This window comes from Polynucleobacter sp. AM-25C3 (assembly GCF_018882335.1).
Lineage (GTDB): Bacteria > Pseudomonadota > Gammaproteobacteria > Burkholderiales > Burkholderiaceae > Polynucleobacter.
In genome coordinates this window covers 36573-52398 of record NZ_JACVOS010000015.1, presented here as the reverse complement: position 1 = coordinate 52398, position 15826 = coordinate 36573, and the positions used below count along the sequence as shown (strand labels likewise).

General features: G+C 44.8%; 18 protein-coding genes and 1 tRNA gene. All 19 read right to left on the bottom strand.

Features of this window, described 5'->3' with window-relative positions:
• Positions 1-166 precede the first annotated feature (166 nt).
• The 19 genes from ICN12_RS09840 to ICN12_RS09750 all read right to left on the bottom strand — a co-directional run bounded on the left by ICN12_RS09840 (position 167) and on the right by ICN12_RS09750 (position 15638).
• Positions 167-655 (bottom strand): copper chaperone PCu(A)C, encoded by a 489-nt coding sequence (locus tag ICN12_RS09840; RefSeq protein ID WP_216272330.1) that lies wholly within the window; start codon positions 653-655, stop codon positions 167-169.
• Between the two features lie 22 nt (positions 656-677).
• Positions 678-1094, bottom strand: coding sequence for a DUF2244 domain-containing protein (locus tag ICN12_RS09835; RefSeq protein WP_255537790.1), 417 nt, complete (start codon positions 1092-1094; stop codon positions 678-680).
• 52 nt (positions 1095-1146) lie between these two features.
• Positions 1147-1461, bottom strand: coding sequence for a hypothetical protein (locus tag ICN12_RS09830; protein ID WP_216272328.1), 315 nt, complete (start codon positions 1459-1461; stop codon positions 1147-1149).
• The gene (locus tag ICN12_RS09825) at positions 1458-2045 is read right to left on the bottom strand and encodes a hypothetical protein (RefSeq protein ID WP_216272327.1); all 588 of its coding nucleotides are present in this window, start codon (positions 2043-2045) and stop codon (positions 1458-1460) included. The genes ICN12_RS09830 and ICN12_RS09825 overlap by 4 nt, the downstream gene beginning before the upstream one ends.
• A gap of 80 nt (positions 2046-2125) precedes the next feature.
• Positions 2126-2503, bottom strand: coding sequence for a DUF2946 domain-containing protein (locus tag ICN12_RS09820; RefSeq protein WP_216272326.1), 378 nt, complete (start codon positions 2501-2503; stop codon positions 2126-2128).
• Between the two features lie 22 nt (positions 2504-2525).
• Complete coding sequence (locus tag ICN12_RS09815; RefSeq protein ID WP_216272325.1) at positions 2526-2942, bottom strand: DsrE family protein; 417 nt, start codon at positions 2940-2942, stop codon at positions 2526-2528.
• 99 nt (positions 2943-3041) lie between these two features.
• Positions 3042-5024: a TonB-dependent receptor gene (locus ICN12_RS09810; RefSeq protein ID WP_216272324.1), complete on the bottom strand. Its 1983-nt coding sequence runs from the start codon at positions 5022-5024 to the stop codon at positions 3042-3044.
• Positions 5025-5037: 13 nt separating this feature from the next.
• Positions 5038-5520: a copper uptake system-associated protein gene (locus ICN12_RS09805; RefSeq protein WP_216272323.1), complete on the bottom strand. Its 483-nt coding sequence runs from the start codon at positions 5518-5520 to the stop codon at positions 5038-5040.
• A gap of 75 nt (positions 5521-5595) precedes the next feature.
• Positions 5596-5967: a DUF2946 family protein gene (locus ICN12_RS09800; RefSeq protein WP_216272322.1), complete on the bottom strand. Its 372-nt coding sequence runs from the start codon at positions 5965-5967 to the stop codon at positions 5596-5598.
• A gap of 24 nt (positions 5968-5991) precedes the next feature.
• A complete protein-coding gene (locus tag ICN12_RS09795) occupies positions 5992-6357 on the bottom strand; it encodes a DsrE family protein (protein ID WP_216272321.1) in 366 nt (121 codons plus the stop codon).
• Positions 6358-6393: 36 nt separating this feature from the next.
• The gene (locus ICN12_RS09790) at positions 6394-8604 is read right to left on the bottom strand and encodes a TonB-dependent receptor (protein ID WP_216272320.1); all 2211 of its coding nucleotides are present in this window, start codon (positions 8602-8604) and stop codon (positions 6394-6396) included.
• Positions 8605-8641: 37 nt separating this feature from the next.
• Positions 8642-8821, bottom strand: coding sequence for a hypothetical protein (locus ICN12_RS09785; protein WP_216272319.1), 180 nt, complete (start codon positions 8819-8821; stop codon positions 8642-8644).
• Positions 8822-8895: 74 nt separating this feature from the next.
• Positions 8896-9270 (bottom strand): DUF2946 domain-containing protein, encoded by a 375-nt coding sequence (locus ICN12_RS09780; RefSeq protein ID WP_216272318.1) that lies wholly within the window; start codon positions 9268-9270, stop codon positions 8896-8898.
• 87 nt (positions 9271-9357) lie between these two features.
• Positions 9358-10857, bottom strand: a complete 1500-nt coding sequence (locus ICN12_RS09775; protein WP_216272317.1) for a tripartite tricarboxylate transporter permease — start codon at positions 10855-10857, stop codon at positions 9358-9360.
• A 42-nt stretch (positions 10858-10899) separates the two neighbouring features.
• Entirely contained in the window at positions 10900-11427 is a 528-nt protein-coding gene (locus ICN12_RS09770; protein WP_216272316.1) for a tripartite tricarboxylate transporter TctB family protein, read from the bottom strand.
• A 121-nt stretch (positions 11428-11548) separates the two neighbouring features.
• Positions 11549-12547, bottom strand: a complete 999-nt coding sequence (locus ICN12_RS09765) for a Bug family tripartite tricarboxylate transporter substrate binding protein (RefSeq protein WP_216272333.1) — start codon at positions 12545-12547, stop codon at positions 11549-11551.
• A 173-nt stretch (positions 12548-12720) separates the two neighbouring features.
• A tRNA-Thr gene (locus ICN12_RS09760) sits at positions 12721-12796 on the bottom strand.
• Between the two features lie 29 nt (positions 12797-12825).
• The gene (locus ICN12_RS09755) at positions 12826-13302 is read right to left on the bottom strand and encodes a cyanophycin metabolism-associated DUF1854 family protein (protein WP_216272315.1); all 477 of its coding nucleotides are present in this window, start codon (positions 13300-13302) and stop codon (positions 12826-12828) included.
• Complete coding sequence (locus tag ICN12_RS09750) at positions 13299-15638, bottom strand: cyanophycin metabolism-associated ABC transporter (protein ID WP_216272314.1); 2340 nt, start codon at positions 15636-15638, stop codon at positions 13299-13301. The genes ICN12_RS09755 and ICN12_RS09750 overlap by 4 nt, the downstream gene beginning before the upstream one ends.
• Positions 15639-15826: the final 188 nt, after the last annotated feature.

Here is a 15826-nt window from a genome sequence, read left to right as displayed (position 1 = left end):
CTGAGGTAGCCCCCAGACTTTAAATACTCAGTAACTACTTTTAGCTTGAACTGCGTACTGTATTTGCTCATGAAGCTGACCCCTTTGAGTTGGATTTGGTGTCCAACTTTTGTGGGTCAGTTCATAAAAACTAGGGGCTTTTTTAATACCTAAGAAAAATACAAGCTTAGTGCTTCATGGCTCCACCATGACCAGCACCAGGATTGCCCATGGCATTCACAGGCATCTTCACTTCAACTTCACCTGCTTTAGAAAACTTGAGTTTGACTGGAACAGTTTCACCAGCAGCCAATGGCGCCTTGATGTTCATGAACATCAAATGCAAACCACCAGGTTTTAATTCAACAGAGCCACCTGCTGGCACAGCGATATCTTTTACTTGACGCATTTTCATAACATTGCCATCCATCGCCATTTCATGCAACTGCACTTCACCGGCCACCGGAGAGCTAGCAGAAATGAGTTGATCGGCAGCGCCTTTGTTTTCAATCTTCATAAAACCGCCAGCAGCCATTTGACCCGGCACGGTAGCGCGGGTGTAGGCATTTTCGATTTGTACGCTACCCACTTTAGCGTTTTGTGCTTGGGCTAAACCGCTCAAACCAAAACCCACTACAGAAACCAATAATGCTTTTAATAGAGTATTGCTTTTCATTAGTACATCCTCCTAGTTAACCTCAAATCCCGAGATATCTCTCGAGCTCTTTTTCAAATTGTGCCTGCTCATTTGCGCCGATAAAAAATCCGATCGGCACTTCTTGAGCGGAAGTCTTTAAAACCAAATCTCGACCAGTGGACTCACTGCGCACTAGCTTCGTCCAGATCGTATTAAATTCATGGGACTGAACCTTGCCGCCCCAACTTCTTTCAAACAATAATTGCTTCCCTACGATCGTAATCTTCTCGTAATCTAAAGCATGGCGAGAATAAATATATAAAGCAAACGTTAATGCAAGGATCTCAATGGACGTGAAGATGATCACCATCCACACGCCAATCAACAAAAAGTATGTTGCCACCAGTAGCGAGAAACAGACGATTGATAAATAGAAAACCCCCACCTGCTTCGGGGAAAAAGAGCAATTTCTTTTCATCAACCAAGTCCGCATTTCTAAACTTTATCCTAACTTACTATCTAAAAAAATGCTATTTTTTCGGTCTGTCAGAATCTATTAGCGGGTATGCGTCTGCAACATAAGCCGGCCCCTTTGCCAGCGTCACAATCAAGGCGGCAATGCCTAGAGTCAAAACCATCCCCAAAAAGAAGATTTCTGTGCCAATCACCAAAATATCGATGATTCGCTGCGCTTTGGGCGACAGGAAGAATCTAGCTAAAAGACTAGGGAGAGCAATTGCAAGGCTACCAAGCACCGTAAATTGAGGAAGCTCATACAAAACCTTACGCTCCAGCCCTGGCTCATAGACTTGATAGCCCGGGAGTTTAGTTAGCCATTTACTCATGCTGCGAGCCTGTCGTAATAACTATTCTCCCTGCCGCGCACGAAGATGTCTTTCTTACCAGCCAACTCAGATTTAAGGTCGTCCAACCTCTCATCAATCATGACGTAGACAGGCCTTAAGGATTTAGCCTGCTCTGAGAGCAAGCTAGTGAGCTCCCTTTTGGAAAAGACACTCATTCCGGCGGTTCCCATTAAGGCAAAAATACCAGTCCCTAACTGACGCTTATATTTTTCTATGTCATTAATTTTTTTATACAGAATAGCCAGATCCTTTAAGTAGCCCCTACCAATTCTTTTTGGAACATAGCCCAAATACTGATCATCAAAGCCCTGAATCAACGCATTATCCGAAGATAAGTCTTTAGGGAGTTTGACCAAGAAAGCCCTTCTGGAGGAATGATTAATCCAAATATATCGAATCAGTTCGATACAGGAGTAGCGATCTATGGGCTTGCGAGAAGGGAAGCGATTGTCACAATAATGCCCTTCGAGCAAATTACTCGGAAGCAATATCTCTTGTGACACTTTAGAAATAATCTGTTTTGCTGTGGCCCCATGTTCAGGGCGCTCAATAATGGCGTACATCCATACCTCCAAATTCATTCTTAAATCAGGGGCAAAAATTCTTGCCAAACGACATGACAAAGCCATGCCAATAAAGTGATTTAAGACTGGGTAGGCGGCGCTCTAGAGGGGAGCTTAAGCCAAGCAGATGAAGTGCGCGGGGCTTGATAGGAGGTTGGTGATTGAGCTACATAGTTTTGTGGAGCTGAAAATTCAAATGAACTAATTATTGGCAGCAAGTAAACCGGCTGCACTACACAGTAAGGGCAGTGACCACCCATGGCAGGTGATGAAGAAGAATCCTCATCACCAATGACCTGAGTCATTTTGCTACCGTTGGTAGAACAAATCTCGACTACAAAGCCTTGGCCATTATTGGCTAAAGATAAAGCTTGTGAAACAGCAGGCGCAAGCGCACTCATCAAGACAGCCAATATGGCTATCCAGTGAACGAGCTTACGGTGCTTAAAGAAATTCATATAAATAAGAATAGCCTAAAACTTACCAACTCATCGTCTTGGTGCCATCTTTGAACAGGGCATCACCAGTCAACTTAGGGCTGCCAATCTTGATTCCAGGCACTAAATCAGCTTCTGTGTAACCTGCATTTTTTAAGCAAGATGGACAAATAATTACTAAACCACCTTTTGAGATGATTTCAGTCAATTCTTTTTGCTGAGCAGCATATTTTTCTGAGCCAGCCTTAACGCCAAGAATTACACCTTTGTCATTCAAAAAAATACTCAAAGGGTGACCATTGGCAGAGTGATGCTTGCCAAAAGTAATCGCCATGTTTGAGCGATGAACATCATCGGTAGTCAAATTAATAAACAATGGGTCATTGGCGCCTGCGATAGCTGACATGGACAATGTTGCCAATACGGCGATAACTGCAGCCTTTAATGATTTCAAGAACATGGTGATACTCCTTTTTAAATACAACTGTTAATTTTCCCAATAAATCAAATGAGTGACTTGACCTAAATCAATCTCTCACATTCATAACCAAATGAATGATTAGTTAAAGCTTGCTGACAAACCAATTGACCCCCAGGTTCCTGGCATTGGGTATCCCTGGCGATAGCTGTACTGTTGGTTAAAGATATTCTCAACCATCACAAATACCTCGCCTTTCTTGCCCAACTCTGGAATCGGATATGAGACACGAGCATTGGCCACTCCAAAACCATCCACCCTAGTCGTATTTGTAACTGTGGCATTACGACTCAAATTTTGGGCATAAAAGGAGGTTTGATATTGTGCATCTACAGATACGCGGAACTTGTATACGTATCCAGTAATTGCGGCATTAAATGCATTCTGTGGCATGTACGGAAGATTAGCCACGCTATTGTTATTAAGATAAGTCCAACCCAAGAAACCAGTTAACTCAGGAATGATTTCGCGTTGGCCAGAAAGCTCAACACCTTTGGTGGTGTATTGACCAACGGTGGTCCAATTGATGATTCCGCCATCCGCTTCCGTAAAAGTGTACCGATTCGAAATAGAGTCCTGGAATAAGCTTAAGTCAACTCTGGATTTCTTATCCGGATAAAACTTTCCGCCTACCTCTAAATGGTTCATTTCTTCTGGCGATAAATTTGCCCAAGAATTATTTTGAGTGGTGCTAAATCTTTTCGACCATACCGCAGCTGCGCCATTCATAGCTGGCCCCTCTAGCCCGGGATAATTTATTCCTTTGGAGGCATTTGCAAATAAGGTTACAGCGTCAGAAATTAGCGATAAGCCGCCGTAAGGTGCAGATTTAGCCGCATAGTAATTACTTTGATAGGTTCTAACACCTGCTGATGGTTGTAATGACCACGCATCGCCCAGCCTAAAGTTATGACTTAACCCAACATAAGGGGACGTCAATTTAAATGTTGGTAAATTTGTTTTAACCGTAGGGGGTATCACAGGAGGGGGAAGATATGGGCTTATTACCATTCCTGCTGCAGGACTAGTCTGTGTAACACTCCCGTAAGTGGTGTCGTAATCCAATCCAGCCACTAGAGTGCCGCCAGTCCATGGGGTGATATTTTCTTTCCAACGGAACCCTTGCATAGTAAATGGATTATTTTCAGTACCCCATCCACCATCACCATTGTCGTTATTAATATTTCCCTTGCCTGTATTGCTGTAGAAGCGGAACTCACCCTCCACTAAATCGTAACGATGCTTTACAAATGCAGTCACCATTTGAGCTGAAGAATCATAGGTTGGCGCTACTGCTGGAGCTGGAAGGGTATTGTTTCCAGGATCAGTAGCTGTATTGTTAATCGCCATACCACTTACACCAGCAGACCAGTTTTGATCCAATTTAAACCCAAGCCCACCCATGATGTTGCTCAACTGGCCACTTGCATTTGCTCTCTGACCATTTGACTTTGAGTATCCTTGGGCAAGATTAAAGTCAATATCATTGTGCCTGCCGGCCATATCAACCTGCTCAATGACCGTGTTATAAGAGCCATAAGAAACCCGCGCATTACCAGAAATACCATTCCTGGGTCCCGCGGTTTTGGTATTCATATTGATCGATGCAAAGTTATTACCAGTCACTTGAGGCTGCGCGCTCTTGTAAATGGTGATGTCTTTCATGCCATTCACAGGCAATAAATCCAGCAAAGCGTGGTTCCAAATAGGCATATACATTGGTACGTTATCGATATAAGTCTTAATTTCACTTCCTGGACGGCTTAAGCCCATACCGCGAATGAATACAGAACCACCCTCTGCGCCACCATACGAGCCTACAGGGTTATAGCGAGAAATCTGAGTTCCTGGTGTATTGCGCAATGCAGACGCTAAATCGGCTGCATGTAAATCTCGAATCGTTTCATCAGTAATCACAGCAGAGGTACTGGAGAACTTGTCAATTTCAACTTCGGCAATATCTGGCTTTGCGGTGACAATCACATGGGGCACGCTTTGTGCATACACATTGCCGGCTACTAATAGTGAAGCGGCGATTGCCAACTTAGTTTTATATAGATTCATTTTTTATCTCAAATTAGTGTTTTGAATCAGATCCATGCTGCGTACCGTGACCCATAGTCACAACACCATCAAATGAATCCAGTTGTTTAATCTTCTGCGGGGAGAGTTTTGCCTCTTCGGTCTTGAGTTTTACTGTGATGTTGTTGGCGATCTCTTTGGAGATACCGGTCGCCGCTATAGCGCCAGAGTCCTTGAATCCAGGACCACCGCAGGCAATGATTTCCCAATCGGAATGCTTTCTGCGTAGAAGTGCCCGACCACCCTTTTGACCTTGAGTCCAATCGGCAATAGCAACTTTTCCTTCAATCACAATCGGGGTGGTTTGCACCTTCAGATTGGGCTGATCAAATGTCTTCGAAATCAGCACCTTGATCTTTTCCCGAGACTCCGCCTCAGTCTGAGAATGTGCAACGGCATTAGCAACCAGGAAAATGGCTGTAAGAATAAATAGCGAGATCCGCCTTAAAGAAGGCCGATTCATTTGAATTGAAAACATGACTACTCCACACAACATTACGGCAACTGATGTTTCTGTCACCAACTACATAGCTAGGCTATGCCCTAAAAAGATTTAGGCTTGTGTAGGGGGTGCTGCTGAAGGAGGCGTAACCCAAACAGCGAGTGGCTTGGGTGATTGATAGAAAAGCTGTGGCAGCAAAGCAAGAGTTTGCGGTGCCTGGAATGTGAGATTGGTATTAAATGCAGGCGTGATAGCCGTATGAGCGATGCAATATGGACAAGGTTGCACTTCTGCGCGACCAGCCTGATCTTCATTTTGAATATTAATCTGCAGCTTATTTCCATCGGCAGAGCAAATCTCCATCGCAAAACCTTGGCCATGCTTAGCAAGCGAGACCGCTTGAGAAACTGCTGGCGCAAGCGCACTCATTGCAATTGCTAGAGCAGCAATCCAGTGAATGAGGTGATGTTTGCGGAAATTCATAATTGGATAATTCTATCGAGTATTTCAATGTTCCGCTCCGACCATCACACCTTGCACTAAATTGTTTCGGGTAAACCCGTAATCTTCTAAACAGCTTGGGCAAATAATCACCATTGCACCAGTTGCAATCGCTTGCCTGATCGCCTCTTGCTCTTTAGAAACATCTCCTGATTTAACTTGAACCCCCAGAAGGACTGCTTTGTCATTGAGATAAATAACAATTGGATAGCCTTTTTCAGAATATTGCCGACCCGCATCCAAAGCCATTGAAACCTTGACTGGATCATTGGCGGCAAGATTAATGTAGATTGGCTCTTTCGCAGCTAGAGCGGATAAAGGTAAAGCAATGACTGCTAGCACAGTCAATATTCTGAGTATTCTAGAAATCATCGCTTCCCTCGTCTTTTATCTTAGGTAATTAACTGCTTAAAACTTCATGTTGGCTGAGACATAGAAAGTTCTACCCATGCCAGCAACTCCCGTACCCCAAGCTACGCCATTCATGGACATCGTGTTACCTTGCCCTAAATAAGCGCCACCTTGTGGCAATGCATAGAGTTTATTCAGCAAGTTCTCAATACCAAAGTTCACGCGATATTTTTTATCATCATATGAAGAACGAAGATTGAATAATGAATATCCACCAGTGGCAATTTCATTTCTAACGGAATTCACATTTGTCTTAGAAGTCACAAACTGTCCTTGAATGGTATTGGTCCAATTAGCGCCAAGATACTGCACCAAACCAACCGTACCGTTTAGCGGCATGATGTTGTAAAGATTGGTTCCAGCGGTTACGTTTTGCCCGCGGGTATACGAGGCTAAACCAGTCATTTGGAAGCTACCTAATTGCTGCAACTTACCCAACATCACATTGCCTGATAAATCTAGGCCATATAGCTGGGCGTCTTGATTTGCGTACTTCAGTACATTGAATTGATTTGCTTTACATGGTGCTGAAGATGATGAGGTATTGCAAATCGCGTCAATGTAGTTACTGACATAGGTGTAATAAGGGTTAGCCTTTATTCCCCAGAATTCCTTATTGGCATCGTGCCAGTCAGTAGCTAAACTCACGGTATTAGCCACTTCTGGCGCAAGAGTAACACTTCCAACGTAACCGTTACCATCACCAACAAAGTTATTCATAATTGCAGACATGGGTGAAGTAGACCAAGAGTAACGCTCATAAAGATTGGGGGATCTTGTCTTACGTGAATAACCAGCTTCATAGTTTTGATTGTTATCTGGCTTGTATCGAGAAAGTGCAGTTAAGTCCCAGTTGTAATCAGTTTGCTTGTGTTGCTGAGCATTAAATGCGTTAGAGTCACGCAAATAGTTTGTAGGCATACCCATGGGCATCATCATGGTTCCTGGAGTGCGATTAGCATTGCTGTATCCCTGAACATCCCCAGCATTGGATCCAACCTGTTCTACCCGAATGCCACCTAGACTCATCCACTCTTTAGACCACTGCTGCTCTAGTTCACCAAACAATGCAAGCCGCTCACGCGTGCCGTTGCTGATATTCTGGAAAGTGTTGGGACTCATCATTCCATTTGGGGCCGATGATGTTGGTGGCCACCAGTCATTCAACTTATACCCCTGCCACTCCGTTCCCACTCTAGCTAGCTGAGTTTCGGAAATGGGTAAAGTGCCTTTGATGATGGCTCCATTAGTAGAGCTGGATGTCAACATCGGCATAGCTCCAGATGTTCTTGCTCCTACGTTGTCATCCATCTGGTGGTTAACCATCTGGTTATAGGCTTGGACCTCTAATTTCCCCCAATCATATTGACCGGTATATTTCAGATTAAATTGAGAACCAATATTCTTCGTCATATCCATACGTTGGTTTGCATAACCTTCGAATGGAATAAATTGATAGCCAGCCTTAAATTCAACTAAGTGGTTGTCTTTTTGCCAAGCTAATGAAAGTTGCTGATTGGTAGCAATGTATTTAGTGGCACCGACTGTGCTTGGGGAAATACCGTTCCCAGCTGGCTTGAAATTACCACCAGCTGTGTAATTTCCCGCCTTTACAGAATCAACCGTGTAATTGGCACTGAACTCATCGCCTGCTGCCGTGACATTCAAATTTCCACCAATAGCAGATGCATTGCTGCTATACGATGCACCAACCTCACCTTGGGTAAGTGTCTCACCTTTTTTGGCAAAGACTGGGGGAAGTGATTGCACTGATACCACGCCACCCAAGCTATCGCCACCAGCACTCACTGGCGAGAGGCCGGTGATCACTTTGATACTACCAACATTGGATGGGCTGATATAGGAGAGTGGTGAGTTCATGTGATTTGGGCAAGATGAGATTAAATCTAAGCCGTCAACTTTGACTGCCACGCGGTCGTCCGCTAAACCATGTATTGATGGCAATCCAGAAACACCTCCACCGGTATACATGCTTACACCGGGGATATTCAGGAGCATAGCTGCAGTATTGGGGGTATTTACACGCGACTGATTAAGCTCTTTACCCACAAGTGTTGTTTGAGTGAGTGGCGCCTCCTGAATACCCGTCACAGTAAGGGTATCTAGATTAGGGGCGGTTTGACCGTATGCATTAGTGAGCATCAAAGATGCAACTAAGGCTATCGGCGTTACTTTTAATACGTTCATATTTACTCCAATATTTTTAATGGCTAATTAATTTGATTTATTTCTGAATGGGCGCAATTGGCGTGAGCACAAGCTCTGCGCTACCTAAGGGGGTATGGGTATTGATTGCGTTTGAAAGAATGAGATAGCTGGCATACAAGAGCCAAATCGCTATGCCCATGGCAATGCCGATATAGACTCGCTTTAGGCGTAATGAAACTTTTTCAGATAAAAACATGTACTTCTCCACACAAGATCACGGCAACTTGTTGTCGCCATATTGCATAGCTAGGCTATGCCCTAATGAATGAACTAGGCTTGTGTAGGAGGTGCTGTAGAAGGTGGAGCAAACCAAACAGCGAGTGGTTTGGGGGACTGATAAAAAAGCTTAGGAAATAATGCAAATCCCTGAGGGGATTGAATACTTAAATTGGTATTGAATGCGATAGTAAGCTCGTCATGAGTTACGCAGTATGGACAAGGCTGCATGGAATCCGCGAGATCGGTCCGCTCATCATCCTGAACATTCATCAGAGATTTAGTACCATCTGCTGCGCAAATTTCCATTGCAAAACCTTGGCCATGCTTAGCAAGCGATACCGCTTGAGAAACTGCTGGCGCAAGCGCACTCATTGCGATTGCTAGAGCAGCAATCCAGTGAATGAGGCGATTTTTGCGGAAATTCATGATTTAGGGATTTTATCGGATTCCTTGGACGGCAATAGAAAAAGGGGGCTTACGCCCCCTTCTACCGCCAAATATCAGCTTTTAACGCTATGCAGCAGCCACCTTCTTCTTGCCAATCAACTTTCCAACTAAAGGCCAGAAGAGCAACACTAAAGCCAGAGTAGTAATGCCAGCTACTAAGTAGTTAGAGAAAAAGACATCTACGCTACCTTGAGACATCAGCATCGACTGACGGAAAGAATCTTCCGCTCGATCGCCCAAGACTAGAGCTAAGACCATCGGGGCCATTGGGTAGTCGAGTTTCTTAAAGACGTATCCAACCACACCAAAGCCCATCATCAACCAAACGTCAAAGGTAGCGTTATGGACTGTATATGCACCTACCGCACAAATCACAATAATGACTGGAGCGATGATTGAGAATGGAATTCTCAAAATGGAGGCAAACAAGGGGACGCAAGTCAATACAACGAACAAGCCAGCCAAGTTACCTAGATACATACTAGCGATCAAGCCCCAAACAAAGTCTGGTTTCTCAACGAAGAGTAATGGGCCTGGCTGTAAACCCCAGATCAACAACCCACCTAGCAACACAGCAGCCGTTGGTGATCCTGGAATTCCTAAGGACAACATAGGCAATAAGGCAGCGGTACCAGCAGCATGAGCCGCTGTTTCTGGAGCAATAATACCTTCCATTTCGCCCTTACCGAAGTTCTCGCCATTCTTAGAAACCCGCTTAGCAACACCGTAAGCCATAAAAGAAGCTGGGGTTGCGCCGCCTGGCGTGATACCCATCCAGCAACCAATTAAGCAACTACGCAATGAGGTAGCCCAGTACTTAGGTAACTTAGCCCAAGTCTCCAACACCACTTGGCGACGAATCTTCGCAGCGGCACCGTGGAATGCCAAGCCCTCTTCCATTGAAAGAAGAATCTCGCCAATACCGAACAAACCGATAACGGCAATCAAGAAGTCAAAGCCGCGCATCAATTCATGATTGCCAAATGTCAAACGCAATTGACCAGTTACGGTATCCATACCAACGGTAGCTAAAGCGAAGCCCAGCATCATGGCGGAGATTGTTTTGAATGGTGACCCCTTATTCATACCCACAAAACTACAGAAGGTTAGCAAATACACCGAGAAAAACTCGGGGGGTCCAAATTGCAAGGCAAACTTAGCGACTAATGGAGCCAAGAAGGTGATCATCACAATCGCAAAGAACGCACCAACAAATGAAGATGTGAATGCCGCAGTCAATGCCTCACCCGCTTTACCGTTACGAGCCATTGGGTAACCATCAAAGGTTGTCGCAACAGACCACGGCTCACCAGGAATATTAAAGAGCACGGATGTAATCGCACCGCCAAACAATGCACCCCAGTAGATACAGGAGAGCATGATGATTGCAGAAGTTGGTGGCATCGTGAAGGTCAATGGCAACAGAATCGCAATTCCGTTAGCACCGCCTAGGCCCGGCAACACACCAATGATTATGCCAAGAGTGACACCAACCAGCATTAACAACAAGTTAAAGGGTGTCATTGCAACGGCAAAGCCGCCGAATAGAGCGCTAATTTCTTCCAACTTGAACTCCTTCTTTTCTAATCTTTTTTAATAGTTATTTTTTTATTGCACGCCAAGAAATTCAAGCGGATTAATCCATGAGCCGTGTGGCAACGGTACTTGGAACCAGTACTCGAACATCAGATAGAGAGATGCGCTCACTCCAACAGAAACTGCTATTGCCTTCCACACTGGGTACTTGCCCAGCCAGACCATAAAGATAGCGATATAAATTACAGAAGATACATAAATACCAACTAATTGAACACCAAGAACAAAGACGATGGCAGGCAACAATACGGCCATTACTTGCTTGAAAGATTCTTTATCAACAAAAGATTCTTTTTTCTTTTTTCTATCTACTACTGCGGATTGATAGAGCGTAACAACGCTGGAAAGAATGATGATCAAGCTGATATAAAAAGGAAAGTAGCCGGCTTCTGGGCCATCGCTACCCCAGCTAGCACCCAACTTAATACTTCCAGTCATCACCACAAGCCCTACGGCAATAAACAAGAGGGAGGTGATGATATCCATCATCCTGACGCTGATAACCGATTCTTGATTTGAATTATTTGTATGTTCAGACATGTGCTTCGTTCGCCAATAGATGGTTAATTAATACTGCTTTACTTTTAATGCTGATAATTATTACGTTTTGCGTTCAAAAAAATAGGACCTCCTCGCAGAGGCCCTATCTTGTATCCAGCGATTACTTAGCCAAGAAACCAGCTTCGGTCATTAACTGTTTGTGGAGCACTTCATTCAAAGTCAACCAGTTAGTGAATTCTTTACCGGTCATAAATGTTTGATTGAATGCACCGTCAGCCATGAATTTTTTCCACTCTGGTGTCTCGCGCACTTTTTTGAACAAGTTCACATAAAAGTCAACTTGCTCTTGAGTTACGCCTGGCGCCATGAAGATGCCACGCAACATCACGTAATCAGTGGGCACCCCAACCTCTTTACAGGTTGGAACATCGTTCCATGATTGGGTTGCAGTGATCTTCTCTTTATAAGGCATACGTGTGTCATCAAATACGCACAAAGCACGTAATTTGTTTGCACGCCATTGAGCTACTGCTTCGATTGGGTTATTCACAGAAGAATCAATGTGATTACCTACGAGCTGAACAGCAACGTCGCCACCCCCTTTAAATGGGATGTAGGTGAACTTAGCACCAGTCGCTTTTTCAAGGGCAACGGTAATTATTTGATCCTCTTGCTTAGAGCCAGTACCACCCATTTTGAATTTACCTGGGCCAGCTGCTTTAGCGGCATCGATATATTCTTTGGCTGTTTTATATGGCTTGTCAGCGTTATCCCACAATACAAACTGGTCTAAAGCCAACATAGCTACCGGGGTAATATCCTTCCAGTTGAAAGGAACGCCAGTCGCCAATGGAGTGGTAAATAAGTTTGAAAGCGTGATAACGATCTTATTAGGATCGCCTTTGGCATCTTTGATTGCCAAGAAGCCTTCAGCACCAGCACCAGCAGACTTATTCACTGGAATGATGGCCTGTTTCATGAGGTTATTTTTAGTGATGATGCCTTGGATCATGCGGGCCATTTGATCAGCACCACCGCCAGGGCCGGCAGGAATGATGAACTCAACCGGTTTAGTTGGCTCCCAAGCAGCAAATGCAGGTGAAACAGCAGCAGCACCGAGGGCTAATGCGGTGGAAATCAATGCCCCTTTTAACTTCATCTTCATGAACGCTCCTCCAAAAAATTTGAATACCAATATTACTTTGGCTTTTCTTTGTTATGTAAGGATTTTTATGCAACTTGGGACATGAACACTTGATTGCCATCAATAATTGCTAAATGGGCAGTTAGGGGTAACACTAGCTCATCAGTAATTACCCTGATAAGGAATTTTGGTGCCGCTTGCCGGAATCGAACTGGCGACCTTTTCATTACGAATGAACTGCTCTACCAACTGAGCTAAAGCGGCGCTACTAGTGATAGCTGCGCAGTTTTATTCTAGCGGAATCGATCTAAAAGCTTCTTACTCACCTTATCTAACTGAGTGGAATCTTTAATCAAAAATTGCAGGCCATTGGAATCGGCAATGAGAAGAGTATTACCAGCAATTCGACGAATATCCTCCTCTGCTTTGAGGCGGATTCTGGTGGGGCCACGGTCAGTTTCAATATCCCAAATACTCGGGGTAGCAAAAGTGGATACCTTGGTAATTTTTTCAATGACTGGCATGAACTCGCGGGCAGCCATTTCTTCTTCAATCAACCCTAATTCAGCCTCCGGAATAGCGCCAAGGTTGTCAAACCAACACAACTCTTTGCCGGACTGATCCATGATGGAGATTCCAGCTCCTGGAGCGGTAATCGGAAAGGCTCTGACCGGATAAACCCCGACATGGTAATTGCCACTTGCGTCGATCAGCACTAGGCGACCGAGCGAATCTCGCTCGAGCGTATGTGACTTTTGATAATGGCTCATACCCCGCCCCCAGTTTCTTTGGCTATGACTTGCAAGCGTTCTTCTTCGCCTTCATCAATACTTTCACCAATAGCGCCACCTTCAACGAGCTCTGCAGCATGACGGAGCTGCGCTTGATACAAGGCGTAGTACGCACCCTGCGCATCCATCAACTCATCATGCGAGCCAATCTCCACGATCTCACCTTTATCTAGCACCACCAAGCGATCTGCTTTTCTCAACGTAGAAAGACGATGTGCAATTGCAATGGTTGTGCGGCCTTTGACCAAATTATCTAAAGCGCGCTGAATTTCTTTTTCAGTTGTCGTGTCGACTGAAGATGTAGCTTCATCCAAAATCAGAATGCTTGGATTAATTAATAGCGCACGTGCAATTGAAATGCGTTGACGCTCACCACCTGAAAGTGATTGACCACGCTCACCAACCAAAGAGTCGTAACCCAGTGGTAGGCGCAGAATAAATTCATGAGCATGGGCAGCGCGCGCAGCTTCAATGATTTCTTCTCGAGTCGCTTCTGGTTTGCCATAGGCAATATTTTCTGCGATCGTGCCAAAGAACAAGAATGGCTCTTGTAGAACTAAGCCGATGCACTTGCGATAGTCAGCAATTCCGATGCTACGAATATCGCGCCCATCCAAAGCGATCGAACCAGCGCTCACATCATAGAAGCGGCAAATGAGGTTCACCAAAGTGCTCTTGCCAGAGCCGCTGTGACCCACTAGGCCAATCATTTCTCCAGGCGCAATATCCAGATCAATCCCCTTAGATACCGCACGATTGCCATAGCGGAAACCCACGCCCCGTAGGGAGATGCGGCCTTTGACTTCACCCAAAGGAGCCGGATTGATAGGCTCGGGAACGCTAGAAACGTGATCCAAAATATCAAAGATGCGTTTCGCACCAGCAGCTGCTTTTTGTGTATGCGAAACAATCCGACTCATTGAATCTAGTCGAATATAAAAACGGCCAATGTAAGCAAGGAATGCAATCAATACACCTACGGTTACCTTTTGATGGGCGACCTGCCAAATACCAAAACCCCACACCACTAAGAGGCCAGTTTCAGTTAAGAGCGTGACTGTTGGGGAAAATAATCCCCAAACTCGGTTAACGCGATCATTAATTTGTAAATTGTGTTTATTGGAATCGACAAAACGCTTGAGCTCACGATCTTCTTGAGCAAATGCTTTGACTACACGAATACCTGGAATGGTGTCAGCCAAGATATTGGTGACCTCAGACCAAATGCGATCAATCTTTTCAAAACCAAAACGGAGCTTGTCGCGGACTACATGAATCATCCAAACAATGAATGGCAATGGTGCAAGCGTTACCAAGGCCAATAGTGGATCAATTGAAACCAAAATCGCAGCGGTCATCGCGATCATCAGCACATCCGTTGCAAAGTCTAGAGCGTAGAGCGATAGAAATACGCAAATACGATCAGTCTCAGCACCGATACGTGCAATTAAGTCGCCCGTTCTTTTGCCGCCAAAATACTCCAAGGACAGTTTGAGTAAATGCTCAAAGGTCGTGTTACGTAAATCTGCGCCAATACGTTCACTTACCAAAGCTAGGAGGTAGGTTTTCCACCAACCTAAGCCCCAAGCCACGATAGCCGCCGCAAACAAGGCAAGCAGATACTTACTTGCTAAATCAAAATCAATCGGATTGCCTTTTTCATAAGGAATCAACACGTGATCCATCAAAGGCATCGTGAGGTATGGCGGAATCAGGGTTGCGCCTGTTGACAGCAAAGTCAGGACAAAACCCAGTAAAAGTTCTTTTTTGTAGGGGCGAGCAAAACACCACAACTTAAATAAGGTCCAAGTGGATGGAGGTGCATCCTCCTCTGGATCGCAAGTCGGGCAAGCATCAGAATTGGCAGGCTTGGGGCTCAAGCAAACCGGGCATACCTGCTTATCGTATTCAGAAGACTCCTGAACTGCTTGCTTAGCTCCATCACCACGAGCAAGCTGCTTGAAGCTGCTCTGTAAACGCAAGATTTGAGGATTTACTGCCAAGGTGAAGTACCAAAGCCTGAGCAAACTAGTCTCAGATTCCAGTTTAAGGTGCCCTACGCCAGCATGATCCCCATGCAAAAGATGAGCCCCAGAGCTCAGCGGCCAGAATTCTGAACGCTTGCCATCTACCCAAATGAGCCCAGATGGAATCAAACAAAGCAGGCTTTTCTTAAAGCGCATTTCTGCATCAAGATCTAGCTCGACCCAAGCCAGTATTGAGTCAAGGTCTTGGATGGGATGCTGGGATCCCATTAAAACGCTAGTCCAATGATTTGGCGGAGGGGGTGTGGATAGGGAAATTTCTGGCTTCATTAGTCCTAAAAGTATAGTGGAGCTAGATTTTTTAGATTTAGTGGCTATGTCAACTTTAGGAGGCAGAAAGCCGTTAAATTATCGAAGTAGGCTTTTTTATGTATTTTTGCTAATTTTGTGGATTTTGAATAATTACTAGAACCAGAGAGACAGTCTGAGACATCCCGCCCTCACCTTCTGAAGTGGCG